Origin of the sequence: Pseudomonas morbosilactucae, from assembly GCF_023241665.1 — a bacterium.
In the GTDB taxonomy this organism is placed as follows: Bacteria; Pseudomonadota; Gammaproteobacteria; order Pseudomonadales; family Pseudomonadaceae; genus Aquipseudomonas; species Aquipseudomonas morbosilactucae.
Window position 1 is genome coordinate 51,570 of the sequence record NZ_JALQCX010000024.1, and the last position, 24,411, is coordinate 75,980.

Consider the following 24,411-nt stretch of genomic DNA (forward strand, 5'->3'; position numbering starts at 1 on the left):
CGGAGTAAAAAGGCCGAGCGGTTATGCCGCTCGGTCTTTTTATGAGCCTCTCGATTCGTCAGAACCGGTGGGCCAGCCTGAAGGAGATCGAATCCGAACGGGAGGAGTCGCCAAATGCCCGCGTGCCTTGGTAGCCGATCCCGGTACTCAGCCCGGACAGCCAGAGAAAGTCCACGCCCAGCGAAGCAGACAGGGTGTCCTGGCTCAGCCCTTCGGTGCGCAGGGAGTAGGCCAGGTCGCCGATATCGGCGTACCCCATGCGGGCGGTGCTGTCCGTATTGAAGGTGTGGCTGTATTCCAGGCGCGAACGCAGGTTCAGGTAGGACCAGCCCAGGGGAATACCGTACTGCCCGCGCAAGCCGGCGACACTCGATAGCAGGGACAGGCGCTGGTCGGCGTACTCCAGGTTGTCGGCCCCGGCATCGGCCTCGCTGAATGCCCGCAGCCAAGTAGTGGAGGCGTCGAGGCGAGCGTAGGGCGACAGCAGCCAATGTTGCCCGCGGGCCTCGTAACCGGAACTCAAGGAACCGAACAGTTGATCGCCCCGACGATTGCCCTGGGCGTAACGACCGCTGTCCGTTACATAGCGATCGCTGTCGAAGCTCAGCCAGCTGTAACCGAGCAGTGCATCGAGGAACACCGGGCCAGGGTGGTAACTGCCGTACAGCGCGGCGCTGTAGGCGTCGCCGCGACTGGTGGTGCCGGATGAGCCGATATCACTCTTGTCTTTGCCCAAGCCAATGCCTGCGCCGACCGTCAGCGACGGGGACAGCCGATAGTCCATGCCACCGCTGATGCCGATCAGCGTATTGCTGACTTTGGCACCGCTGCGCTGGCTCTTGCCGAAGTCCACATAACCGCCGGTCCAGAGCGAGAGGTCTTGGCTTGGCGCCGAGTCTGCCGCCGGGGCTGCGGTGGCGCGCTGCAGGGCCCATTGGTCATCCTTGGCCTGCAACGCCGACAGCGAGCGGAAAATCCCCAGGCCATCGTCAGGCTGTGGCTGTGCGGACTCCGCCGGCGAGAGCGCAAAGCGCAGGTTGAAGGCGTTGCGGTGGCCATCCTTGCCGTGCAATTGCTCCAGGCGGTCGTTGAAGTTGCTGATCTGGGCCTTGGCAAACTGCGCCGCGTTCTGGGCCTGGGCGTTCACCATGCCGGCCACTTCCGCGTTCTGGCTGGGGTCTTTGCGCGGGGTGATTTGAATGGTCAGGGTTGCCGTCACCGACTGGCCCTGACCGTTGATCAAGGAGTAGCGCAGGGTCAGGGTCCCGCTGGCGTTAGCCGCCGGGGTGAAGCTTAACTTCAGGCCATTGAGGCGCGCGGTGCCCATGCTCGACGGCGGCACATCAAGCAATGTCGCCGAGACAAAGGGCCCGCCGGTGGCACCGGCCCCCAGGTCCACATTGACGCTCTGGCCGGCGCCCAGGCTGACCGTGCTGTCCACCGCCTGCGGCGCGCTGCCGTTGATGACCAGGCTGTAGGCGGCACTCACCGGCACACCGTTGGCATCGGTCGCGACGATTGAAAAACTCACGGTTGCTGCGGTGGTCGGGGTGCCAGTCAGGCTTCCGGAAGTCGGGTCCAGGCTCAGGCCCGCCGGCAGTCCTGAAGCACTGAATCGATAAGGGCTGGCGCCACCAGAGGCGCTGAACACTTGGCTGTAGGCTGTGCCGACCGTCGCCGCAGGCAGTGAGCCCGCAGCGGGCGACAGGCCCAATGAGGGCGCGGTAACGCTGATGCTGACGGTGGCCGGCGCGGAGGTGCCCGAGGCATTGCTGGCGCTGTAGGTAAAGCTGTCGGCCCCCGAGTAACCGACGTTGGGGCTGTAGCGGAGGCTGGTGCCGCTGGCCGTGGCCTGGCCGTGAGCGGGCGCGGTGACCACCGTGACGGCGGTCGCAGTGCCGCCTGACAGCACCAGGGTCAGCGCATTGTTCGAGGTGTTGGCCGCCACCGTGGCTGACACCGCCCCGGCAACCGGCAACGGCTCGGCGATGTCCAGGGTGTAGTTGGCCGAGCCAGAGCCGCCCGCGTTATCGCTGACGCTCAGCGCCACACTGAAGTGGCCGGCTGGGGTGGCGACGCCGCTGATCAGCCCGCTCGACGGGTCAAGGTTGAGGCCGTTGGGCAGGCCCGTGGCGCTGTAGTGGTAGGGCGCAACGCCCCCAGTGGCACTGATTGATTCGTTGTAGGCCACGCCCACTTGGCCATTGGGTAATGGGCCGCTGGCCGGGCTCAGGACCAGCGCCGAGGCGGTGACCGTTATGCTGAGGGTCGCGGGCGCCGAGGTGCCGGAGGCATTGGTGGCGGTGTAGCTCAGGCTGTCCGCCCCAGAGAAACCCGGTGTGGGCGTATAGAGGATGGACAAGCCCGAAACCGTCGCCTGGCCATGGCTGGGGGCCCCGGCGATAGCGACTGAGTTTGCCGCGCCGCCGGACAGGTTGAGGGTGATCGACTGGCTGCTGCTGTTGGCGGCCACGGTCGCCGACACCGCCCCCGCAACCGGTGGCGCCGGGGCAATGGCCAAGGTGTAGCTGGCCGATCCGGTGGCGCCGTTGGCATCCGTGGCCAGGACCGACAGGTTGTAGTTGCCGGTGGCTGTCGGCGTTCCGCTCAGGGCACCGCTGGACGGGTTCACGCTGATGCCTGCTGGCAAACCGGTCACCGAATAGCTATAGGGCGCGGTGCCCCCCGAGCTGCTGAGCGCCTGACTGTAACTCGCACCCACTTGCCCACCCGGCAAGGCCCCGGAGGAGGGGGTGATGACCAGGGTAGGGCGCGACACGGTGATGCTGACGGTGGCGGCAGAAGAGGTGCCTGCCCCGTTGGACGCGGTGTAGGTGAACGAGTCCGCGCCCGAGTAACCGGCGGCGGGGGTGTAGCTGATCGACGTGCCGGACGCCGTCGCGGTGCCGTGGGCCGCCGCGGAAGCGACGGCCACGGCGGTGGCTGTACCAGTGATGGGCAAGGTGATCGGGTTGTTTGAACTGTTGGCGGCCACAGTGGCCGTCGCCGCGCCGGCCACCGGGGTGACTTCGGCCACGGCCCCGGTGCAACTGATGGTGACGGGCCCGATATAGGTCCCGGCGACAATCTGCAGGTACAGCCCACCCGCCGCCAACTGGCTGGCCGAGACGCTCGGGGTCTGGATGCCCAGGGTTCGGGTGGAACTCCGGTAATCGGAATAAACAGTGCCCAGGTTGCGCGACTTGATGTTCACGATGTTGGAGGTTGTCGGATTGGTTCCGGGGTCTTGACCGTTGTCCTCGTAGGAAAAACTGATGCTTTCACCCGCAGCAAAGTCCGTACTCGCAAACCTGACGATATAAGAGGTGGTGCCACTGGTCGAATTGAGGGTTGAGCACGCGGTCGATAACGCATGAGCCGCACCGGCATTCAACATAAGCAACAAAGCCAGGACCGACCGCCACGGCCATCCTCCGTACTTGCTGCCCGCGCCCAAGGTTGGTTTGCCGCTGAAAGAAAATGAAAAACTCAAGATGAATTCCACAGTGGAGGGTTGCCAGGCGCCCCTTTGAACAGCTTCGAACGAAGCCAAAAGCGCCTTTTTTTGCCGAGTCAGGGTTGAAAACGAGGGTCCGGAGCATGACCGGAAAGTGATGGCATTATGCCTGTTCTTGTGGGCGTGATGCACCTGTCTGAGGGGATGTCATTGAGACGGTGTGAAGGGGGCTGAACGGTGTATTCAGAAAAAGTTTTTTATGAAAAAAAGCTCCACCCGATTTATGAGATGGAGCTTTTTCTGTGGTTCAGGCTCGATGCCTTTGGGTAATGCTAGGCGAGGCCGGTCAGAGCCAGGCTTTGATCTGGGCACAGACCATCGACGTGGAGATGCCGTAGCGATCATGCAGCGTGGGTAATGCGCCGGCATCGAGGAAGGCATCGGGCAAGGCGATCTGCCTGAAGGTGGGCGTTACGCCGTTGCGCAGCAATACCGTCGCAACCGCCTCACCCAGCCCCCCGATCACCGAACTGTTTTCTGCAGTCACCACCAGCCGGCCGGGCTTCCTGGCTTCCGCCAGGATGCTTTGCTCATCCAGTGGCTTGATTGTCGGCACGTGCAGCACGGCGACATCGATACCGTCTGCCTGCAATTGCTTGGCCGCTTCCAGGGCGCGCATCGTCATTAAGCCGGTGGCGATGATCAACACATCGTTGCCAGTGCGCAGCGTCTTGGCCTTGCCAATCTCGAATTGATAGCCGTACTCGTCCAGTACCAGGGGGACATTGCCGCGCAACAAACGCATGTACACCGGACCTTGGTGCGCCGCGATGGCGGGCACGGCCTGTTCGATTTCCAGGGCGTCGCAGGGGTCGACAATCATCAGGTTGGGCATGGCGCGGAAGATCGCCAGATCATCTGTGGCCTGGTGGCTTGGGCCATAGCCGGTGGTGAGGCCCGGCAAGCCGCAAACGATTTTGACGTTGAGGTTTTCCTCGGCAATGGCCATGCAGATAAAGTCATAGGCGCGACGAGAAGCAAACACGGCATAAGTGGTGGCGAAAGGAACAAAGCCTTCACGGGCCATTCCCGCGGCCGCGCTCATCAGCAGTTGCTCTGCCATGCCCATTTGATAAAAGCGATCGGGATGAGCCTTGGCGAAAATGTGCAGGTCGGTGTATTTGGACAGGTCGGCGGACAGGCCCACGATGTCTGGACGTTGTTCCGCCAGGGCCGCCAGGGCGTGCCCAAAGGGCGCGGATTTCGTGGCTTGGCCTTCAGCGGCAATCGACGCAATCATGGCCGAGGTGGTCAGGCGCTTTTTAGCCGGTTCGCCCGTTGAAGTCGGAGTGTCAGCGGCGTTGCTCATTGGTTGTTTCCTTCTTCAAGGTTGTTCAGTGCCTGATCCCATTCGTGTTCTTCCACGCGGATAAAATGCGTTTTCTCTCGGGTTTCCAGGAAGGGCACGCCTTTGCCCATTTTGGTATCGCAAATGATCACCCGGGGTTGCTGGCCGGGATGATTGCGTGCGGCGTCGAATGCGGTGACCAGCGCGTCCAGGTCGTTGCCATCCACACGCTGCGTGAACCAGCCAAACGCTTGCCAGCGATCGACGATGGGCTCGAACGACAGGATTTCACTGGAGTGGCCGTCGGCCTGCTGGTTGTTGACGTCGACAATGGCGATCAGGTTGTCCAGCTTCCAATGGGAGGCTGACATCACGGCTTCCCAGGTCGAACCCTCGTTCAGTTCGCCGTCCGACAGTAGGTTGTAGACGAAGGAGGGCGAGGCTTTGCGCTTCAGACCCAGGCACGCGCCGACGGCAATGCCCAAGCCCTGGCCGAGCGAGCCGCCGGTGATTTCCATGCCCGGGGTGTAGGCCGCCATGCCTGACATCGGCAAGCGGCTGTCGTCCGCGCCGTAGGTTTCCAGTTCATCCAGCGGAATGATCTCGGCTTCGATCAGGGCGGCGTACAGTGCGATCGCGTAATGGCCGATGGACAGGTAAAAACGATCACGCTGTTCCCATTCAGGGTCTTCGGGCCGATAGCTCAGCCCATGGAAATACGCCACGGCCAGCAGGTCAGCGGCCCCGAGTGCCTGGCCGACATAGCCCTGGCCCTGAACCTGGCCCATGCGCAAGGCGTGGCGGCGGATGTTGTGAGCGCGCTGTGCCAGGGTTTTGGCTGAAGCGGATGAGGGTTTAGTCGTCATGCTGAAAACTCCTATAAATCAACGATTGACCAGGGCCGCGGGAATGCGCAGTACCAGCAAGGCGCCGCCAATCAGCACGGCGGTGATCAAATACATGCCGATCGCGCTGGAACCGGTTTGCGTGGTGATCCAGCCAATCAGGTAGGGCGAGCAGAAGCCGGCGAGGTTGGCGAAACTGTTGACTGCCGCGATGCCTGCGGCGGCGGAAACACCTCCCAGCAGGGTGGTAGGCAGCATCCAGAACATGGAAGAGGCAGACAGGATGCCGGACGCCGCCAGGCACAGACTCAGGATGGACAGCACCACATTGCCCCCGAGCAGCGCGGCCAAGGTCAAACCCAAGGCGCCGGCAATCATCGGGCCGATCAGATGCCAGCGCCGTTCACGGTGTTTGTCACCGCTGCGCCCCACCAGCAGCATCGCCGCAATGGCACAGAGGTAGGGCAGGCTGGTGAGGAACCCGATGTGCAGCGGATCGGAGACGCCGGCGTTGCGCACCAGGGTCGGTAGCCAAAAGGTGATGGCGTACTGGCCCATGACCACACAGAAGTAAATCGAGGCCAGCAGCCAAAGACGGCGGTCACGAATGAACTCCCCCACAGAGGCATGGGTGACTTTCTGTTGGTTGTCCTCGGCCAGCTCTTTGGCGATGAGCGCTTTTTCATCGTCGTCCAGCCAAGTGGCTTGATGCACACCGTCCTTCAGATAGCTCAACACCAGCAACCCGACCACGACCGTTGGTATCGCTTCCAGGACAAACATCCACTGCCAGCCGGCCCAGCCGTGTACCCCAGCAAAGTGAGTCATGATCCAGCCGGACAGCGGGCCGCCGACCATGCCGGAGAGCGGGATGGCGATAAACCACAGCACCGTCATGCGGGCGCGTCGGTAGGAAGGGAACCAGTAGGTCAGATACAGCAACAGGCCAGGTGCCAGACCGGCTTCGGCGATGCCGAGCAGAAAGCGCAGCACGTAAAACTGCCAAGCGGTTTCGACAAAGGCGAACAACGCGGAAATGATGCCCCAGGTGATCATGATGCGTGCGATCCAGACCCGCGCACCGACCTTGTGCAGGATAATGTTGCTCGGCACTTCGCACAGGAAATAGCCGATAAAGAACATGCCGGCACCCAGTCCATAGACCGTTTCGCTGAGTGCCAAGTCGTTCATCATTTGCAGCTTGGCAAAACCGACGTTAACCCGGTCTAGATAAGCGCACAGGTAGCACAGCATCAAGAAAGGCATCAGGCGCCAGGCGGTTTTACGGTAGGCATTGGAGCGCACGGTCGAAACCGCTTCGAGCGACAGGGTTGTCATGATGGTCTGATCTCTTGTTTTTATTGACCGCCAGGCCCGTAGGCCTGGCTGCGTCGTCGATCCAGATCCGCACGGGCCGTGGGGCCCGCCAGGTGTCATCAGTGAATCAGCATGCCGCCGTTCACATCCAGCGTGATGCCGGTGAGGTAGGACGATAAGTCGCTGGCCAGGAACAACGCAGCATTCGCCACATCCTGGGCTTCACCCAGGCGCCCCAGGGGGATGCCATCGATGATCGCGTGGCGGCGCTCGTCCTGCATCAGGCCGCCGGTGATGTCGGTGTGAATCAAGCCCGGCGCGATGGAGTTGACGCGAACCTTGTCCGGCCCCAGCTCCCGGGCCATGGCTTTGGCCAAGCCCAATACGCCCGCCTTGGCAGCGCTGTAATGTGGGCCGCCAAAAATGCCGCCGCCCCGTTGGGCGGAAACCGAGGACATGCACACGATGCTGCCGCAGGTTTGTTGGCGCATGAGCGGGATCACCGCCTGCGACATCAGCAAGGTGCCACGCAGACTGACGTCCAGCACTTTGTCGTAGTCGGAAGGCCGGATATCCAGGGTCTTGAGCGGTTGGGTAATACCGGCATTGTTGACCAGAACATCAATGCGGCCGTAGTGCTGGATGATGTGGGCGACGGCGCGCTGTACCTGCGCTTCGTCCGCGACGTTGGCCGCCAGGCCCAGATGGCCCTCGCCCAGGGACGCGGCGGCATCACGTGCGGCGGCCTCGTCCAGATCCAGGATGACGACACGAGCACCGTGTTGCGCGAAGGTGGTGGCGGTAGCCCGGCCAATGCCGCGAGCGGATGCGGCGCCGGTGATGATGGCGACTTTGCCTTGAAGAAGCATGGAAGGAGCACCTCAGATTGTTTTTATTGGTTCGACTCGTTACGAATCGATGGCTCAGCTTGTCTTCCGGGCCCACCTTGAGCAATGACGTGGGTTTCATTGGGTGCTGAAAAAAATTCAGCACTCGCCATGTCTTTGCTCGAATGCTTGAATAGCCAGATGCCCGGCCCATGCCACTTGCAGCGGAGTCACTGTCATCATGCGTTATTCCAGCGATGCTCCTGCGTTACTGCCTCCCCTGAAAGCTATTCAGGCCTTTGAACAGACAGCACGCTTTGGCAATGTCGCTCGGGCGGCCGAATTGCTCGACCTGACCCCCTCGGCGGTCAGCCATCAGTTGGCCAAACTGGAAGCGATGATCGGCCGGCAGCTGTTTTTCAGAACCGCCCGCGGCGTGACACTGACACCGGTAGGTGAGCAGTACCTCAAGGAGGTTTCGGGCATCCTGCACAGCCTGGCCGTAGCGACTGAACGCGCCACCAGTGACGTCAGCCTGGATTGTCTGCGCCTGCATTCATCACCCAGTTTTGGGCTGCTGTGGCTGATGCCACGCCTGGAACAGTTTCGCCTGACGCATCCCGATATTCAGCTCAATCTGTCGTGCTCCTATGAGTCGTTGCACTTCAGCCGAGACAAGATTGATGTCGACATCCGCCATGGCATGCCCAACTGGCCCAGTTACGAAGTGCGGACCATAGGCGATGAAAACATTGCGGTGATGGCCTCGCCCAAACTATTGGAAAAGCGCCCGATCGGGGGGATTGCGGACTTGCTGGACAGCAATCTGATTCTGTCGGAAGCGACATTGGTCAAGTGGCCGCAGTTGTTTGCCCAGCACGGTATGTCACGCCCAGAAAAACCCTACACCCTCAGCTTTGACCGCTCGTACATGACGCTGGAGGCCGCCAGCCACGGGCTCGGTTTCGCGCTTGAAAGCACGCTGCTGGCGCAAGACTATCTGGCGCGGGGGGCGTTGGTGGAAGTGCTGCCGCACTTGAGCGCCGCCATCACCGCCCACCACTTGGTATTCCCCCGGGCCCACTCCAACTTTCCACGGGTCAGGCGATTTCTGGAGTGGATGCAGAAAGAGTTGGGGCATGATTTTGCTTATTAGGCGCCGCGCAGTCGCTCGATGATTCTGCGGGCACGGTTGGCACCGACGTCGACATGAATATCGATCATCGGCCGTGTGCCGAAGCGGCACATGTTCTGGTACTGCGCCTCGATCACCAGCTTGTCTTCGTCGAACGTCAGCATGGTCTGCTCGACCACCTTGGCTTTGACGGCCTCAGGATCCGTTTCTGGATTGGTGGCCATGGTCCAGAAGTAGTGGCTGGTGGTTTCCGTTTCCGGGGTCACCCCGTGAAAACCACGCATATGGAAACCGGCGCGATCGGGGTTGTTCAGGTCGTCGGTGCCCACGTCCACCGCGCCGGTCCAGATGCGCAGGTGATTGATGTGGAACTCGATCTCTTGCCAGCGATCGACGTGGCCCTTGAACGGGTAGGCCGCGGTGTAGGTCGGCGGCGGAACGGAGTCGGGCATATGGCGAACCACGCGGACCATCGACTCGTCACCGTCCACCCTCATCTGCGCGTTCATGTGGATGCTGGCGTTACCGCCGATGGTGCGCAAATGGACGTAGCCCAGGTGGCTGAGGTCCATGAGGTTGTCGTGGATGAGTTGATAGGGCGCGTCGTAGTGATAGACATCCCCGTCGAACAAGTATTTACCGCTGCTGTGGACGTCATAGGTCGGCGGTGCGAATGTCGGCTGCGGATGATCGGCGCTGCCAAACCAGATCCAGATGATCTGGTCCTGCTCCCGGACGTGGTAAGCGGGCACCTTGGCTTTGCTCGGAATCTTGTCCTGGCCGGGGATTTCAATGCATTGCCCCCCTTGGTTGAATAGCAGGCCGTGATAGCCACAGCGCAAGCCTCGCTCTTCCAGCGTGCCGTTGGACAGTGGCAGGGCCCGGTGACAGCAACGGTCCTCCAGTGCGGCAACCTGGTTATCGGCGGTGCGAAAGAGCACCACCGGTTTGTTCAGCAACGTGCGGCCAATGGGCTGATCCTTCAGCTCCCAGCCGAGCGCCGCGACGTACCACTGATCGAGGGGGAAACTCGGCAAGGCGGCCGGGGCAATGTCATGGGCAAGGGGCAGGGTAGACGTCGTCATAGGGTTCTCCGGCGAGCGATCTTTGCTCGGGTCAGGGTCAAAGGTCCAATACCAGGCGCGGCGATTTGGCACGTGAGCAGCACGGCGTGAAGCGGTCATTGGCGGCGTGTTCTGCGGCGGTCATGAACTGGTCGCGATGATCACCCACGCCGTCGAGCAGACGGGTGACACAGGTGCCGCAAACGCCTTGCTCACACGAGGACTCGATGTCAATTCCGGCCTCATCGAGCACCTCGAAAACCGTGCGGTCGGCGGGTATGTAGAAAACCTGCCCGCTGCTGGCTATCTGAACTTCGAAGGGCGTGTCGCCCCCTGGGTCGACAGGGGCGGCGGCGAAAAACTCCCTGTGCACCTGGTCTTCGGGCCAGCCAGCTTCCTGGGCCGTGTCGAGGATGAACTTCATAAACCCCGTCGGTCCGCAGACATACAGGTGGCGTGTGCTGTCCGGCGCGGCCAGTAGCGCGCAGGCATCGAGCTTCTGTTCGGGCGAGCCGCTGTCGTCATGCAAATGCACGCGACTGGCGAACGGCGCTTGCCCGAGCCATGGGATAAACGCGGCGCGTTCGCTGGATCGAAAGCTGTAGTGCAGCTCGAAATCCGCACCTTGATGGTGAAGCTCGTGGGCCATCGCCAGCATCGGCGTGATGCCAATGCCGCCGCCGAACAGCAGGTGACGTTTGGCTGAACGAGATAGGGCAAAGAGGTTGCGCGGCGCGCTGATGCTGAGGGTCTGCCCTGGGTCGACGTGCTCGTGCATGGCGCTGGAGCCGCCCCGCGAGGCGGGGTCCTTGAGCACACCGATCACATAGCGATGACGCTCTTGGGGGGCATTGCACAGCGAATATTGGCGGGTGAGGCCGCTGGCAAGGTGAATGTCGATATGTGCACCGGCTTCGAAAGGCGGCAGTGTGCTGCCGTTTGCGGCGCACAGCTCGAAGCTGCAGATGCCTTCGGCTTCAACGGCTTTGCGGGTGACCTTGACTTGAAGCATGACTTCTCCCTCCACACTGAAGTGGCTGCTGAAAAATAGGGGGGCGAAAAGACCGAGTGCTGGAAAACTCAGCCGGGAGAGAAGGCGCAGGGAAGGGGGGAAGTGGCGGGCACCAGGGTTGGGCACAGTCGGCAAGGGTTCATAAGCAAGACCTGATAATTATTTTTTGAGGTTGTGCTACGGCGTATCATGCGGGCCATTGCCCGCACTGCTTGGCGGAGTAAATCCTCAGGCGAATTGGTTGCGGTGTCAACTAATTTCAAAGCTGCTCGACCTACGGTGTTTTCTTGATGCCTACCGATACACAGTTGAACCTGTCTCGCTATGTCCCTGGTCTATTGACGTTCCTGGCCAACAAGCTCGCCACTGGCGCATCCCAGTGTTATCGCAAGCACTTCGGCATTGGCGTGGTGGAATGGCGGATGCTGTCGATGCTGGCCGTCGAGACAGACATCACCGCCAATCGCATCTGCCAGGCTATCGGGCTCGACAAGAGTGCGGTCAGTCGTTCGTTGCAGACGCTGGAAGCGGCGGGGCACATCACCAGTCAGTTGGATCCCAAGGATGCCCGGCGTTACACCGTCCGATTGACCGCCAGCGGTCAAGAACTGCATGACCGCGTGATTAAAGTGGCGCTCGAGCGAGAGTCCCGTCTGCTCAGCGGGCTCTCTGCAGCCGAGGTCGACACCCTGGTTGACTTGCTCGGTCGCCTGCATCTGCAAGTGCCGAACGTAAACAGCTATGAGCCCACGGATGAATGAACCAGGACCGAGCCCGCGCCAGGCTAGGGCTGATCAAGAGTACCCAACGAGCGATACCAGTCTGCATAGGGTGTGTTCACCACCTGACGCCTGTTGAAGTCCGGGGCTCCATCGTCCCACCAGACAGGCCCGCGCTCCCCGAGGGCAACCTTGGCCGTATCAACCCGCGCCCTTGCTGTCATTAACTGCTCAGGATCGCCAGAAGCCTTCGCGGCCTTTACCTCACGGCGAGCTGCCATCAAGTCATTGACCCATCGCTGCCGCACATCCTCACTCAGCGAGGGGTTGCTGCACCGCCACAGCTGCCCTTTGACCACAAAGTATCGATTATCAGGCGTTGTCGGATGCATCACTGAAGCTCCATGGCGTGGGCGCGCGGCCCTTGATGTGCAGGCACAGCGCAGATAGGCAAAACATTTAGCAACCGTAAAGCTACCATGCAGGCCAATGACGCCCAGGCGGCTTTGGTTTGATCTGCTCACAAGGACCCTCTACTCGATTCGCTCAGCCGCGCCCAGCGGTTCCAGCGAACGAACAGGGTAAAAAAACTGCATCTCATCGTTATGTGAAGAATGAATCGTCCGCTGTTTGTATCGCTAGATGGCCCCAAGGGTGCCGGCAAAACCACATTGTTGGAGGCCATCACGACAGTACTGAGGGCGGACCACAAAAAGGTGATCCGACTGTGCGAGAAAAAAAGCGATCCCTTTAGGGGGGAAACCATGAGCCTGGTAAACACACTGGTCAGAAATCCCAGCCGGGATTTGGAGTGGGCGGTTTGTGAGCGCTTTGCTGAAAGCCGGGCCTGGATTTCCCAGCAGGTGCTGCCTAAACAGCCACCCGGCAGCATCATCTTGATCGATCGCTGGTACCCATCTGACGCGGCGTTTCGCCGGATAATCCCGTTCGCAGAGATCTTGCAGCTGAACATGGATCGAAACGTACAAGTGCCAGACCTGCATGTCGGCGTTGTCACGGACCCTGATATTTCATGGGCGAGGGCAGCGGCAAGAGGGCGTGGGCTGAGCAGTACCGTGATGCATCGGCTGGAAGAACACATCGCCTGTACCCAGTCGTTCGAGCAGGCGATTGCAGATCACGGCTGGGTGTTATGCCGTAATGAAGGAACGATTGAAGCGGCAACGATGCAGGTGGTTTCTGAGATTTATAGCGTTCTTTGATGTTTGGACGGGGTTGTCGAAACCATAAGAGCCTGATGGGTTTCTTTATCAAGCCCAAGGGGAGGGGAGGCGCCAAAGAATGGTCTGCGGCCCAACCCCAGGTCATGGAGCCCGTTTTTTCCTGAGCCATTGATGCCCGCCATCGCTGCTGCGAATATCTGCAAATGGGCTTAAATCATGAGTACCCAAAAGCCTGGATGGGTCTAAGCGTCAGCAACCAGCGGCTTGTTTTATTCCACAACTGCAGAAGGCTTAACTATGTCAATAAAACTGCGTCTGTTGTTGCTGGTCGGTACCAGTGTGTTCACGGCCCTGATCATTAGCCTGACGAACTACTTGGGCAATAGCCGAATGGAAGCCGCGATGATTGGCAATGAGGTCAGCATGAGCGCGCTGAGCAATCATCTGGAGGCTGACATGATGCACGATGCGCTTCGCGCCGATGCACTGGCAGCGATGCTGGTCGGCCTGGGCAAAGGTGTCAGCAGCCGAGAGGAGGTCCTGGAGGCACTTAATGAGCATGCTGCGAATTTTCGCAAGGCGCTAGGGGATAACCTTGAGCTTCCCCTCGACGATAATCTCAAGGCAGCACTGAACAGCATCAAGCCGAGCCTCGACAATTACATAGCCTCCGGTGAACGGATTGTCAGTGTGGCAATGAACGATCCGGTAGGAGCGCAAGAGGAACTGGGTACATTTATCAGCGCCTTTACCCAGTTGGAAGGCAAAATGTCGAATCTGAGTGAGTTGATCGAGAACAACTCCAAAGTGAGTGGAGAGCACACTCGACAGGCTATCCGCAGCGCCAATCTCACCCTCTGCGTTGTGCTGGTACTTGGCTTGTTGCTGCTGGTCGCCCAAGGCTACTGGGTGACAAGAAGCATCATGAAGCCCTTGCACGTTGCCCGGCAGATTGCCGATAGCATTGCTCATGGCAACCTCAGCGAATCGATCCCCGAACCGGCTAATCGCGACGAGGCCGGCATGCTGATTCGCAGCCTGGCGGTCATGCAGCGTGACTTGCGCGGCATGATTGAGGTCGTGCGCAACAATGCTCAGGGCGTCACCCGTATGAGCCAGCAGTTGAGCCAGGGCTGTCATGAAGTTGCCACCAGCAGTCAACAGCAGAGTTCCGCGGCAGGCACGATGTCGGCTGCCACCAGTGAAATGACGGCGAGCATCGAAGAGATTACCCGGCATGCCGGGCATGCGCTGGAAATGGCCAGTGGAGCCGAGGCACTGGCCAAGAACGGCGGCCGTGTTATTCATCAAGTGGTGAGCGATATGGACGAGATTGCTCGTTCAGCTCAACAGTCAGCGCAGGTGATTCGCACGCTGGACAAGGAATCCGAAGGGATCTTCAGCATTATTCAAGTCATCAAGGGTATTGCTGACCAGACCAACCTGCTGGCGCTCAATGCGGCTATCGAAGCGGCCCGCGCCGGTGAGCAAGGGCGAGGCTTTGCCGTTGTAGCCGACGAAGTACGGAGTTTGGCGGGACGTACCAGCGCATCCACTCAGGAAATAGCCAGCATGGTTGCACGCATCCAGCAAAACACTCGCGAAGCCGTGACCAGCATGGAAGCCGGTGTCGCCCAGGTCGATAAAGGCATGGCCGTCACTGCCGATGTGGAGCGTGCGATCCGGGAGATTCTTGATGCGACGCTGAGCACCACCCAGTTGGTCAACGACATTACCCGCACCATCGGTGAGCAGGGCCTGGCCAGTAACGAAATTGCTCATCAGGTAGAAATGATTGCCGGCATGTCTGCCGCGAACACCCGGATTATTGGCCAGACCGCAGGTGCCACCGATGAACTGACGGCGCTTGCAAGTCAGCTCACGCAATCGGTGGATCGTTTTCGTCTTTGATTGAATAGGCTGGGGCTAAGTGACTTAGCGACGCTCCGGCCGAATCGAGTTTATGACTTGCAGCACCCTATGAGCGCCAGGTGGTTTTTTTCATGACAAAAGCTCGGGTGTTTCGCGTAAACAGGGACGCTGGAGTCTTGCCCTTTCGGGGCTTGACCTGATGCCGCTATCTGCTGTTGAATGCGCGCCCTGAAGCCTCTGCAACCTTTTCTCCAAGTGGTGAAGCCAGTGCCCTACGCCAGCCAACACGCCTGATACCGACGACGGTCCATCCTGCCTGATGGCTGCCCGTGCCTGTACGCGGCGGCGCTTCATTGCTATGCCTGCCTGATCCTGTCGTTGGTTTTTCTCTATTTTCGAGGACAAACCCATGTACATGGATACTCGTGCCACCGCGCACAACCTGGAACTGCTCAAATACCCCCGCACGCCCCACCTGCAAGGCTCGCGCCTGCAGGATGGCGACACTGATACTGGCCAGGTGCGCTATGCCGCCCTGGCCGGGCAGTGGCTGGTGGTGGAAGAAAAACTCGATGGCGCCAACGCCGGCATCAGCTTTACCGCAGGCGGCGAGTTGCGCCTGCAGTCACGCGGTCACTACCTCACCGGCGGTGGGCGCGAGCGCCAGTTCAATCTGTTCAAGCAGTGGGCCTCGGCCCATGAGCACTGGTTGCTGGAGCGCCTGGAAGACCGCTTCGTGCTGTATGGCGAATGGCTGCACAAGAAGCACTCGGTGTTCTACGACCGCTTGCCACATTACTTCTGCGAGTTCGATGTGTGGGACCGCGCCACAGGGCTGTTCCTCTCCACCGCGGCGCGCCGGTGCCTGCTTGAGGGGGGGCCGGTGCTTGCGGTGCCGGTGCTGTACGAAGGCCCGGCGCCGCGCCGGCATGCCGAACTGATGGCGCTGGTGAGCGATTCGCTGGCCAAGACCGCGCGCTGGCGCGAGGTGTTCGAGCAGGTGGTACGCCGTGAAGGCCTCGATCTGGCCCGTGCGTGGCGCCAGTGTGACCGCTCCAGCCGCATGGAAGGCCTGTACCTGAAGCTCGAGGATGAGCAGCAGACCCTTGGCCGGCTCAAGTGGGTACGGCAGGACTTCGTCCAAGCCATCCTCGATGCCGACCAGCACCATGCCAATCAACCCTTTATCCCCAATCAACTGGCCGACGGCGTCGATCTCTATGCGCCGCGCCTGTCCATGGACTGGCAGGGCCCACGCCTAGGCTACTGAAGGAGCATCCCGAAATGGATATTCGACAACTGCAACAACTGGTCCCCGAGCCGGGGTGCGATATGGACGCCGCCGCCTGCCTGGTGGCTATTCCGGCTCTAGCGCGCCTGGCCGACACACCGCAAGACCCGACCTACCACGCCGAGGGCGATGTGTGGATTCATACCCGCCTGGTGGTCGAAGCATTGCTGACGCAACCCGCCTACCAGCAGGCCAGCGCCGAGCAGCGTTTTGTGCTGTTCTTCGCTGCCCTGTTGCACGACATCGCCAAGCCTGACACTACGGTGATCGACCCGGATACCGGGCGTATCGGCCAGCCCGGTCACTCACGCCGGGGCGCGGTGGATGCGCGGCTGCTGTTGTGGCGCGCCGGCGTGCCTTTCGAGCTTCGCGAGCAGATCTGCCGCATCATCGCCGTGCACCAGGTTCCGTTCTTCGCCCTGCTGGGTGATCGCAGCGGCCGCAGCGCTGAGTTCTTGTTGCACAAACTGTCCTGGGAACTGCCGTTGTGGATGCTCTGTGCCGTGGCCGAGGCCGATATGCAGGGCCGCGATTACGCCGGCAAGGTCGATGTGCTGAGTGCCATCGAACTGTGGCGCGAACTGGCGGAGGAGGAGGGCTGCCTGCACGGGCCGCGGGCCTTTGCCGACGACTACACACGCATTCAGTACCTGCGTGGCGCCCGGGTACATCCCGACTACCCGTTGCATGCGCCGCAGGGTTCGTCGGTGGTCATGCTCTCGGGCCTGCCGGCCAGCGGCAAGGACACCTGGACCGCACAGCACTACCCGGATCTGCCTGTGGTGTCGTTCGACGACGCTCGCCAGGCCCTTGGCCTGCGCCATGGACAGAACGAGGGCGCCGCTGCGCATTACGCCATCGACCGGGCCAAGGCCCTGTTGCGCGAGCACAAACCCTTTGTGTGGAACTCGACGCACCTGTCGACGCAGATGCGCAACCGCACTCTGGACTTGCTCTACGGTTACGGCGCGCAGGTGGAGATTCTTTACCTGGAGCGCCCCGAGGACGAGATCATGCGGCGCAACCAGAAGCGCGACACCTCGCTGCGCAACGATGATATCCGCCGCATGCTGTTCAAGTGGGAAGTGCCGCTGCCGACCGAGGCACACCGGGTTGTTTATCAGGCAGTGACGGGATAAGCGGTCCTTATGGAGAGTCAAAGAAAATAAATTACTGCGGGGTAAAAACTGCTTTTGATTTTTATGAAAGTAGATTTCATGACGCCATTTGCGCTGAGGAAATTGTGAGGGTCTTTGCTGTTCCCGGGACTTGCAGCTGATCAATGCCGATATAATCTTTCATTTAACAAGTGGGCGATGTCAGATGTTCATAAGCCGCTCTCAAGCCAATTGCACTTGGTTCAACACACTTAAAATGAATGTGCTTGTTCATCGATTCATGTTCATGGACTAGGCTTCCCGCTCGTCTGGTCGATCCTACCTCTTGCCGCTACTCCAGCGGTGAGGATGCTGCGGTAGATGGGCAGGCATTCGCGTTGGGGGGGATTGATACTGGCCGATGGTGGCAACCGAGCGAGCCGTTTGGTACAGCCATTTAGACCGGGCATTCCCAATGACTCAGATATCGGATCGCCACCACCGCGCCGCCGAACCGCGCCCAGAGCTTTCATCATTTCGGAAATGCGCTGCAAGCTGTCGTGAACCAAGCCCGCATCGCGGGTCTCGGCCCTGTGGGCTTTCATCCTGCACGCCTTCGACCGGGGCGGCCTGCGCGCTCCGCTTGCTTTCGCATACTCAAAAGTTAGTAAAGGTCTTCCTTTTTTTGCCTATCAAGTGACATGTCTATCTGATTCCAAAGACGATTCAAGGTTTCTGCGGTTTTTGAGAATGATGCGGGGAGTCGGCCATTGCTTAATGCAATCATTCTATGAATAAGTAATATGGCTTCTTCATTAGCGGCATGCTGTTCTAAAGATTTTGGACTGTCTGTTGATAACCATGCTACCCCCGAACTGTCTATAAAACTTTGAAGTGAGTTCATTGTGGTTTTGGCTAGAGAGGCGAGGACGTTGTTGCCATCAGCGGCGATCTTTTCGAGCTTTAATTTTGAAGCTTTGGTTAGTCTGTCGGTGGTGCGATCCAGTTCTATTTTTGCTCCTTTGGGCGTGTCATAGTTGAAGTCTGCATCTATGACTTTCCAAAGGATTTCTTCGCTTTCTACATTTACTGCGCATAATATTACTGGTGTTGTTATTTTTTTCCAATATTCAATGTGCTCTCGATCTGGGTATATGGTGTTTGTCCCATCTTTGAAAGGAGTGTCAGTGGATTTTATCTGAACTTTGACGATTTTTCCTGAGGAGGAGTTGTCCTCGAGCATTACCTCGAATTCAGCGTCTATCCCTAAATCAATTTCCTGGCCACGACACGGCCATTTGAAAAGCTTTATGAATTCCTTCTTTACAATTAACTCGCCCATGTCACCGATTTGCTGATTATCGGAGTAATGCATTTTGTTCCCTTGAGGTGGTCAGTTAAGCTCAACGAGCATAGCGAGATGATGAAAGAAGCAATCACCTTATTTTTCTCAGTCGATTGTGTCTGTAGTGGTCTAATGAAGCCGGACACCCATTTAGGCGAGAATGCTCGACAGATCGAGGTGTCAGATAACCAAACAACGGCGCTCCTTTACTCCTGAATTCAAGCCCGAGGCCGCCGACCTCGTGCTCAAACAAAACTGCAGCTCCATCGAAGCCAGCCGTTCACTCGGCATTGGAGGGCTATCGAACTGCGCGAGATCAGCCATTTTTTGATGCATCGCTACAACTGGATTCGGCCTCACCAATTCAACGAGGGGTTGGCACCAGCGCGGTCCGAGGAAAAACTTAACGTCGTGTCCGGGATTAGTGACCACTACAACTCACCTACATCAGTTGTACAGAGTTTGCCAGGCGCCTCTCATTTCCGAAAAGCGTTGTGTAAAAGCGTTGCTCGATGCCGTAGATCAGCAGCTTTAACTGATAATCGCTGCCAATATCGAAGACGCCTTTGGCTTTGTCGAAATCAAGGTGGCCGGCGCAGTAGTCGTCGATGTAGCTGACCATCGCAGCTCGCTGGCTAGACGGAAGCGCTGCAAGGGTCGCCATCGCCAATCCAATGCGCTTCCTGTTCGGTGTAGACACACGTGCCGCCTCAAAATTGTTTGAAAGCTCAATAAAGGGCTCATCAAGGAATTTTTCCACTTCCTCATGAGTTGCTTCTTTGAACAGCTGGCCGATCCCTTTAAAAATGCTAGAGATCGTGGCCAGACTTTTGAAAACCAGCGAATCTGTTTTGGGCAGGTAAATAGCGTCCGGCGTTGCGTTAATCACAATTCGCAACTGTCCGTCGTCTAGCTCCGCGACCTCTCCGAAAGTGATACTTTTTCGGGACACTAGCAGGGACGGTGTCACTTTTTGAAAGTAGAAGGAGTCATTCTGGACACTACACAGCCATGTGATTTTATCAAACTGGTTTTTCTTGAGTTCGACATGATTTTTGCTGTCGAACGGCTCTTTCAGAAAATCGATGCAGAACGGCTGCCCTGAAAAACCAGGAATCACAAACCAGGAGTCTTCATCCAGATTATGGTCAGGCTCATAAGGTACGCAGGCTGCCGCGTCGATAACGATTTCTGCATAAAGTTTACTGTCCGAAAGAACCTTTACGATGGCATTCTTTTGGAGACGTTTGATTTTAGCGAGGACAAAGTCCATTTTCAGCCTCTATCGATTAGAGTGTAGTCATTAATGCGGTACACCTTGTCAATCACGACCTCCTTAGGAGTCCGAAAGCTTTCCTTGCTAATCAAGAAAAGCGTGACATGAGACGAGGTGCTCACGTTGTAAAACTCATATCCGTATAGCAAGAATAGAGGATTGAAATACAGCGCTTGTGATCGGTATGTGAAGATAAATAGTATCAAATACACAAACACTAGAGTCTGAAAGCTATTGATGCTAAGCGCCACGAAGAAATAACCCAAATAGCTTGGCAAAAAGCTATTATTCGCATGCTCAATGCTCACAACCTGCCCAGATTGAAAGGTGTCACTTCCCAGTCGTCTGCTTAGTCTTAAGCTGAGGCCTGTCAGTACGATAGGAATGGCAAGATACAGGGCATAGGAGAGTCCACTAATGGCAGTTCTCAACCCGGGCAAGCTCGGATCTGCGATAAACCCACCAAAGGTGATTTCACGCTGAACCAGATACACAATCACCAGCAGGGACGTCGCGTTGAAGGTCAGCAGTAATCTGAATAGCGTGTTGAAGTCCACTCAAAAATCATCCGTAATCATTTTCATCCTCTGATGGCAGGATGCTACCAAGAAGCGTCGGGGCTCGCCAGTTCTGGCCTATGACTGTCAATTAGCTTTTTTACACCCTTTATCTAAGCCTGAGATGCCCTGCATGAGCGGACACGTGCGTTGAGATGAAAGGTTCCGGGCGCGCAGACCTACCAGATTGAAGACGCACGGGAAGGTGAGCACGTCCGCGTACTTGTCGCGGATTCAGCTGAGTAAATCAATCAGGTACCCGCAAGATGCCGGATGTGAAGGAGATCGTCGCGGTGCTTGCAGCACAGTTCATCCATGACCCCGGACTCCAGATTCGGGTCAATGGTACGCCTCTGACCCTGGCCAAGCTTGAGCAGCATGCTCGAACGCACACCCTGAATCTGAGTGAGGGTAGGCTCACAAAAGTCATCGTCATCAATTCAACGCAGCAGAACCATTCATCTATCTGACTGTACGCTCGTGGGCGTTGCTCATATGTCCTTAAGCGTGTAATCAATTGGATGGGCTCGACCATGCTGGGCCATTTACGATCGTATTGACATAAGGTGCTGGGTTACTGAATAAATGCGTCGAGCAACCAGCGATGACCGGGGAGGGCAGCGATCCATTGAGTGCATTTGGCAAATTATCGATGCCTCCTGGTAACCGCCGGCCATTGCAATGCAATGGCTGGGCGCCGATCTGTGGTAGTGCCAAGTAGAATTTTAGTTCACCTTAAAGCCTGGCGGTGCGAAACCTCGACACATCGCATCTTCCAGCATCCGCTGCAGTTACTCACTCACTAGCCAGTAAGCTTTTGCCGAGCCCTGACGTGCGTAGCCTATGCAGAACGCCATCAAATCGCTCATGCGCTCATCAACCATAGTGCGCCGAATACCAGGTTGAACGCCTACCACCGTGAAGGTAAGAGCTGTTGCAGGTGTTGACCGCAGCAACTCGTAGGTTTCATCCCTGTCCCCGCTGACAAAGTACGAAGGAGATGTGTGTCTGCGATGCATGCGATCTTCCATATGATGCAGCAAGGTCGCGACGTTGCAGAAGTAAGCTGACTTTACCAGCTGTCCCGCAACCTCATACACATCACCAACTCGCCCTCCATTAGCTGGCCCTCCTGCACCTTTACAGTGATAGAGGGTTACGTTCACTTCATGGGCTGCATTGACAGTAACGCAGATGTAGTCGGCGGCCTCGCCTGAGCGATGGTCGTAATACAAACACCGGAGATCTGGAAGCGTGAGAAGGTATTGCTCCAAGTGCTCTTGCACAGTTGCTTGGCCATCGAGCTCTGCACGTCGCGCCAGTGTGCGAGGCTCCTGATTGTTCGGCAGGAACTCCACCTCGATCGCGCAACCTGTCCAATCGATTGACTCCGCATCACCTGGAGCAAGTGCGAGGGATCTGAGAAGAGGGGCAGCGATTTTGTTTAGCCCTTCAAACGAAGACTTATCTGTTGCATAGAAAATAGGAGGGTACTCACTAAGCCAATCGGCCAATGGCATCCAGCCATCCTGGCTAGACTCGATCGTCATTGTGGCATCTGGTTCCAGGCAGCGAATCAGTTGGCCACCCTCAAGACTCAGGCGCATACGGATCTGCCCCTCAGCATGAACGATCGAAAAATTCAAGTGCCCGGCTTGTGGATCGCACTCAAAGCCCTGGATATCCCACTCCACAAGCCTGGAGGTTTGTAATTCTTGTTCCTGCGTAGCCCTGAAGTGAATACGAGGATTGCGAGTGAGGCCTTGCCGCGACCAGTTGGCTGCCATCACCGCTTCTGGTAGCTCCCTAAGAGTCGTAGTGGTTCTGACCAAGTCGAGGTGTGTCTGGCTAAACGCAGCATCTCCTACGATGCGCCCATGAAGCGTCTGCACCCAGGCAAAGAAGTCAGGAACGGATAGGCGCTGATTGCTCCAGATTCTAGAGCTGCTACTGGCTCCGATGGTTTCACGCACCTGGCCGTTCATGCCACTCCCGAAGTAGTGACCCTGAGCGTAAGCGCGGCTGTCACCGGCAGTGACCGCGCGCTCGGCTTGAGGGCCAGTTAGGGTTCGATAAGTTTCGACTTGCGAATTGAAGGTCGTGTTCTGCAAGCCAACAGCAAAAAACCTCATCCCCTCCAGTCCGGCCCTCGCTCGGCTCGTTTCTTCATAGCTCAACCCTCGGCTGCCGGCGCGGCAAACGATATCCATGATGGTCAGGTACAGCTTCTCTGTCCTGAGGGTTGAGCCGATGAAGCAGTAGCTCGATTCAGGAAAATACATCAGCAAGAAGGCCTCGTGCCGAATATCAGTGAGCGTGTTTGAGGTCGACCAGTTCGGAGGTGCTTCATCTGCTGTCAATACGAGAGACAGATTGCCATGTGGCGTTCCCCACTGCTTCACAATCCGAAGCACTCGACCGACCTTTTCTCCCAGCAAGTCGAAATCCGGCCTGCGACTGCAATGAAACCCTCGGACGTGCGCGTACAAATTGAAGGACAACGCAGACACGGATTCATAGTCAGATTCAGTCATCCGACGCACCGGCAAGCTTTCGATGAATTCTTGGGCTTCAACTGCGCCCTGGATCTCAGCAAGCGCGGCATCATCAATCATCTGAGCCAGATCGACTCCCTCTCTGAGCAGAGTCGCGGTCGCCTCACGCACTCTGAATGCCGGTGCAATGAGGGTTGGGCGTCCCGTGGCGTTGTCGATCCTAGCGAACCTGCCGATGAACTGGATTGTGGGTACCAGTGATTTGTGGGGTGCGTGCAACGCGGCGACCTTGAGTTTTGGGAAGTCATAGCCTTCGCCAAACATGTCTACGCAGATGATGGCCTTCAACTCACCAGAAATGAGCTTGGCTTCAATTAAGTCCTGTTGTCGTTTGGTCAGTCGGCTGCTTATGGCGGCGACGGAAACGCCCAATTGCTCGTAGATCGGGACAAGCGCTTGCGCGGAAGATATGGTCGAGGCGCGTACGAAAAGCCTATGATCAAAACCGTTAGCAATATCTTCTTCGAGCTGTGCCACTGCAGTTTGGGCAATCACCCGATCAACGTGCTCATCATCAAGCTCGTTATCTATTGGGGCCTCCCGGAAGACGATAGGGTCGAACGCCCCTTCAGATACGGCTCTCATCACAGGATATCGGTAGACTAGCTTGCCCGGAATAACGCGGTCATCGCGCCGGAAGGGTGTTGCTGTCAAGAATATAAATCGAGCGGTCGAGTAGTGATCAAGATACGCTGCCCAGGAGTCCGCCGGCGCATGGTGAGCTTCATCGAAAATTATTACGTCAAAAAGGTCGGGCGCAGCGCCGGGGCAATCATTGGCGAAGAACTACCGGGGGTTGAGATCACGACGTCGAACTCCCGCAACTGTTCCCAAGCCTCGGGTGTTATCGGCCGCCCCGAATGCAAGTGAGCGGAAGGTAGCGGCCCGTCTTCAGGTAGCGCACCGATGCGCCTGAGTGTCGAAAGGGTGGAAAAATGCGAGTGCACCTGTTTGCGCAGAGCACTTGATGGCTCGACGACGAGGATCCGGGTTGCTCCAAGTAGAAGCGGTAGCGACATCATCAATGATGTCTTTCCATAGCCAGTGGGCAGGCAGATGATGGCAGGGTCGTCTTGCACAGAGAAATGGGCCAATGTTGCATGAATTGCGCCAAGCTGGCCCGGCCTGAAGCCGCTATTAGGCGCGTCAGCTTGCTGAAGAAGCTTGAGTGATCCCGCCTGTTTTACGAAAAAACCAGCCATTTCGACCATCCTTGGATATTTCTAACCAATCGTAATGTGCGACGGACTTTAAACAAGTGGTGAAGGTACAAATTTCTTTCAGCATCTCCTAGCTTCTGCTTGCTTCAGCAGGCACGGGGACTGAGGTGCCACCCGAGCAACTCACACTGGCTCGCTTGAGCGCGGCCCGTTCATTGTAATCAGTATAGGTGTTTGAATCGCCACTGGTTTCCAATAGACGCGACGCAATTCCAGGGCTGCAGTTCGCAAACCTCTACTGGGATCTTGTCCCAGGCCCACATCGTCAGAGCAGCTTCCGGACCAGTCAT

Annotated in this window: 20 protein-coding genes and 2 pseudogenes; 9 read left to right on the plus strand and 13 right to left on the minus strand. The window is 58.0% G+C overall.

The window, feature by feature from the left end:
- Positions 1–58: 58 nt before the first annotated feature.
- The 5 genes from M1B35_RS13820 to M1B35_RS13840 form a co-directional block, all read right to left on the minus strand.
- Complete coding sequence (locus M1B35_RS13820; protein ID WP_268262223.1) at positions 59–3,214, minus strand: Ig-like domain-containing protein; 3,156 nt, start codon at positions 3,212–3,214, stop codon at positions 59–61.
- Between the two features lie 589 nt (positions 3,215–3,803).
- Positions 3,804–4,826 (minus strand): transketolase family protein, encoded by a 1,023-nt coding sequence (locus tag M1B35_RS13825; RefSeq protein WP_123333145.1) that lies wholly within the window; start codon positions 4,824–4,826, stop codon positions 3,804–3,806.
- Complete coding sequence (locus M1B35_RS13830) at positions 4,823–5,671, minus strand: transketolase (RefSeq protein WP_123333146.1); 849 nt, start codon at positions 5,669–5,671, stop codon at positions 4,823–4,825. The genes M1B35_RS13825 and M1B35_RS13830 overlap by 4 nt, the downstream gene beginning before the upstream one ends.
- An 18-nt stretch (positions 5,672–5,689) precedes the next feature.
- Positions 5,690–6,988 (minus strand): MFS transporter, encoded by a 1,299-nt coding sequence (locus tag M1B35_RS13835; RefSeq protein WP_123333147.1) that lies wholly within the window; start codon positions 6,986–6,988, stop codon positions 5,690–5,692.
- A gap of 98 nt (positions 6,989–7,086) precedes the next feature.
- Positions 7,087–7,836 (minus strand): SDR family NAD(P)-dependent oxidoreductase, encoded by a 750-nt coding sequence (locus M1B35_RS13840; protein WP_123333148.1) that lies wholly within the window; start codon positions 7,834–7,836, stop codon positions 7,087–7,089.
- A gap of 199 nt (positions 7,837–8,035) precedes the next feature.
- On the opposite strand from M1B35_RS13840, the gene M1B35_RS13845 reads away from it, so the two are divergent.
- Positions 8,036–8,950, plus strand: coding sequence for a LysR substrate-binding domain-containing protein (locus tag M1B35_RS13845; RefSeq protein ID WP_123333149.1), 915 nt, complete (start codon positions 8,036–8,038; stop codon positions 8,948–8,950).
- Here the strand turns inward: M1B35_RS13845 and M1B35_RS13850 are convergent.
- Both M1B35_RS13850 and M1B35_RS13855 read right to left on the minus strand, forming a co-directional pair.
- The gene (locus M1B35_RS13850) at positions 8,947–10,014 is read right to left on the minus strand and encodes an aromatic ring-hydroxylating oxygenase subunit alpha (RefSeq protein ID WP_123333150.1); all 1,068 of its coding nucleotides are present in this window, start codon (positions 10,012–10,014) and stop codon (positions 8,947–8,949) included. The genes M1B35_RS13845 and M1B35_RS13850 overlap by 4 nt on opposite strands.
- A gap of 37 nt (positions 10,015–10,051) precedes the next feature.
- Positions 10,052–11,005, minus strand: coding sequence for a PDR/VanB family oxidoreductase (locus M1B35_RS13855; protein ID WP_268262261.1), 954 nt, complete (start codon positions 11,003–11,005; stop codon positions 10,052–10,054).
- Positions 11,006–11,295: 290 nt separating this feature from the next.
- Between M1B35_RS13855 and M1B35_RS13860 the strand changes: the two genes are divergently transcribed.
- The gene (locus tag M1B35_RS13860; RefSeq protein ID WP_123333153.1) at positions 11,296–11,766 is read left to right on the plus strand and encodes a MarR family winged helix-turn-helix transcriptional regulator; all 471 of its coding nucleotides are present in this window, start codon (positions 11,296–11,298) and stop codon (positions 11,764–11,766) included.
- Between the two features lie 23 nt (positions 11,767–11,789).
- Here M1B35_RS13860 and M1B35_RS13865 read toward each other — a convergent pair whose 3' ends face one another.
- Positions 11,790–12,116 carry a hypothetical protein gene (locus tag M1B35_RS13865; RefSeq protein WP_123333155.1) on the minus strand — a complete coding sequence of 109 codons (327 nt, stop codon included), beginning with the start codon at positions 12,114–12,116 and terminating at the stop codon, positions 11,790–11,792.
- A gap of 222 nt (positions 12,117–12,338) precedes the next feature.
- Here M1B35_RS13865 and M1B35_RS13870 point away from each other — a divergent pair, with 222 nt between their 5' ends.
- From M1B35_RS13870 to M1B35_RS13885, 5 genes and pseudogenes are all read left to right on the plus strand, one after another.
- Positions 12,339–12,947: a dTMP kinase gene (locus M1B35_RS13870; RefSeq protein WP_268262224.1), complete on the plus strand. Its 609-nt coding sequence runs from the start codon at positions 12,339–12,341 to the stop codon at positions 12,945–12,947.
- Between the two features lie 258 nt (positions 12,948–13,205).
- Positions 13,206–13,961: pseudogene (locus tag M1B35_RS32220) on the plus strand (HAMP domain-containing protein); the annotation flags it as partial.
- Between the two features lie 132 nt (positions 13,962–14,093).
- Positions 14,094–14,819, plus strand: a complete 726-nt coding sequence (locus M1B35_RS32225; protein ID WP_425273411.1) for a methyl-accepting chemotaxis protein — start codon at positions 14,094–14,096, stop codon at positions 14,817–14,819.
- A gap of 370 nt (positions 14,820–15,189) precedes the next feature.
- Positions 15,190–16,050 carry an RNA ligase family protein gene (locus M1B35_RS13880; RefSeq protein WP_268262226.1) on the plus strand — a complete coding sequence of 287 codons (861 nt, stop codon included), beginning with the start codon at positions 15,190–15,192 and terminating at the stop codon, positions 16,048–16,050.
- 14 nt (positions 16,051–16,064) lie between these two features.
- On the plus strand, positions 16,065–17,210 hold the full coding sequence (locus tag M1B35_RS13885; protein ID WP_268262227.1) for an AAA family ATPase: 1,146 nt from the start codon (positions 16,065–16,067) through the stop codon (positions 17,208–17,210).
- A gap of 622 nt (positions 17,211–17,832) precedes the next feature.
- On the opposite strand, the gene M1B35_RS13890 is transcribed toward M1B35_RS13885, so the two are convergent.
- Positions 17,833–18,543: a DUF4365 domain-containing protein gene (locus M1B35_RS13890; RefSeq protein WP_268262228.1), complete on the minus strand. Its 711-nt coding sequence runs from the start codon at positions 18,541–18,543 to the stop codon at positions 17,833–17,835.
- 279 nt (positions 18,544–18,822) lie between these two features.
- Here M1B35_RS13890 and M1B35_RS13895 point away from each other — a divergent pair.
- Positions 18,823–18,939 (plus strand): annotated as a pseudogene (locus M1B35_RS13895) (IS3 family transposase); the annotation flags it as partial.
- 16 nt (positions 18,940–18,955) lie between these two features.
- Here M1B35_RS13895 and M1B35_RS13900 read toward each other — a convergent pair.
- Positions 18,956–19,786: an ATP F0F1 synthase synthase gene (locus M1B35_RS13900; protein WP_268262229.1), complete on the minus strand. Its 831-nt coding sequence runs from the start codon at positions 19,784–19,786 to the stop codon at positions 18,956–18,958.
- A gap of 2 nt (positions 19,787–19,788) precedes the next feature.
- Complete coding sequence (locus M1B35_RS13905) at positions 19,789–20,346, minus strand: hypothetical protein (protein WP_268262230.1); 558 nt, start codon at positions 20,344–20,346, stop codon at positions 19,789–19,791.
- Between the two features lie 275 nt (positions 20,347–20,621).
- Between M1B35_RS13905 and M1B35_RS13910 the strand changes: the two genes are divergently transcribed.
- Positions 20,622–20,816 carry a hypothetical protein gene (locus M1B35_RS13910; protein ID WP_178081568.1) on the plus strand — a complete coding sequence of 65 codons (195 nt, stop codon included), beginning with the start codon at positions 20,622–20,624 and terminating at the stop codon, positions 20,814–20,816.
- A 321-nt stretch (positions 20,817–21,137) separates the two neighbouring features.
- Here the strand turns inward: M1B35_RS13910 and M1B35_RS13915 are convergent, their stop codons facing one another.
- Positions 21,138–23,639 (minus strand): DEAD/DEAH box helicase, encoded by a 2,502-nt coding sequence (locus M1B35_RS13915; protein WP_268262262.1) that lies wholly within the window; start codon positions 23,637–23,639, stop codon positions 21,138–21,140.
- Positions 23,639–24,103 carry a DEAD/DEAH box helicase gene (locus tag M1B35_RS13920; protein WP_268262231.1) on the minus strand — a complete coding sequence of 155 codons (465 nt, stop codon included), beginning with the start codon at positions 24,101–24,103 and terminating at the stop codon, positions 23,639–23,641. The genes M1B35_RS13915 and M1B35_RS13920 overlap by 1 nt, the downstream gene beginning before the upstream one ends.
- Positions 24,104–24,411 lie beyond the last annotated feature (308 nt).

Coding starts and splice junctions, on each gene's coding strand:
- M1B35_RS13840 (WP_123333148.1), bottom strand. CDS start 7,836: ATGCTTCTTCAAGGCAAAGTCGCCATCATCACCGGCGCCGCATCCGCT.
- M1B35_RS13830 (WP_123333146.1), bottom strand. CDS start 5,671: ATGACGACTAAACCCTCATCCGCTTCAGCCAAAACCCTGGCACAGCGC.
- M1B35_RS13900 (WP_268262229.1), bottom strand. CDS start 19,786: ATGGACTTTGTCCTCGCTAAAATCAAACGTCTCCAAAAGAATGCCATC.
- M1B35_RS32225 (WP_425273411.1), top strand. CDS start 14,094: ATGTCGGCTGCCACCAGTGAAATGACGGCGAGCATCGAAGAGATTACC.
- M1B35_RS13870 (WP_268262224.1), top strand. CDS start 12,339: ATGAATCGTCCGCTGTTTGTATCGCTAGATGGCCCCAAGGGTGCCGGC.
- M1B35_RS13865 (WP_123333155.1), bottom strand. CDS start 12,116: ATGCATCCGACAACGCCTGATAATCGATACTTTGTGGTCAAAGGGCAG.
- M1B35_RS13880 (WP_268262226.1), top strand. CDS start 15,190: ATGTACATGGATACTCGTGCCACCGCGCACAACCTGGAACTGCTCAAA.
- M1B35_RS13835 (WP_123333147.1), bottom strand. CDS start 6,988: ATGACAACCCTGTCGCTCGAAGCGGTTTCGACCGTGCGCTCCAATGCC.
- M1B35_RS13860 (WP_123333153.1), top strand. CDS start 11,296: ATGCCTACCGATACACAGTTGAACCTGTCTCGCTATGTCCCTGGTCTA.
- M1B35_RS13920 (WP_268262231.1), bottom strand. CDS start 24,103: ATGGCTGGTTTTTTCGTAAAACAGGCGGGATCACTCAAGCTTCTTCAG.
- M1B35_RS13855 (WP_268262261.1), bottom strand. CDS start 11,005: ATGCTTCAAGTCAAGGTCACCCGCAAAGCCGTTGAAGCCGAAGGCATC.
- M1B35_RS13885 (WP_268262227.1), top strand. CDS start 16,065: ATGGATATTCGACAACTGCAACAACTGGTCCCCGAGCCGGGGTGCGAT.
- M1B35_RS13850 (WP_123333150.1), bottom strand. CDS start 10,014: ATGACGACGTCTACCCTGCCCCTTGCCCATGACATTGCCCCGGCCGCC.
- M1B35_RS13825 (WP_123333145.1), bottom strand. CDS start 4,826: ATGAGCAACGCCGCTGACACTCCGACTTCAACGGGCGAACCGGCTAAA.
- M1B35_RS13845 (WP_123333149.1), top strand. CDS start 8,036: ATGCGTTATTCCAGCGATGCTCCTGCGTTACTGCCTCCCCTGAAAGCT.
- M1B35_RS13890 (WP_268262228.1), bottom strand. CDS start 18,543: ATGCATTACTCCGATAATCAGCAAATCGGTGACATGGGCGAGTTAATT.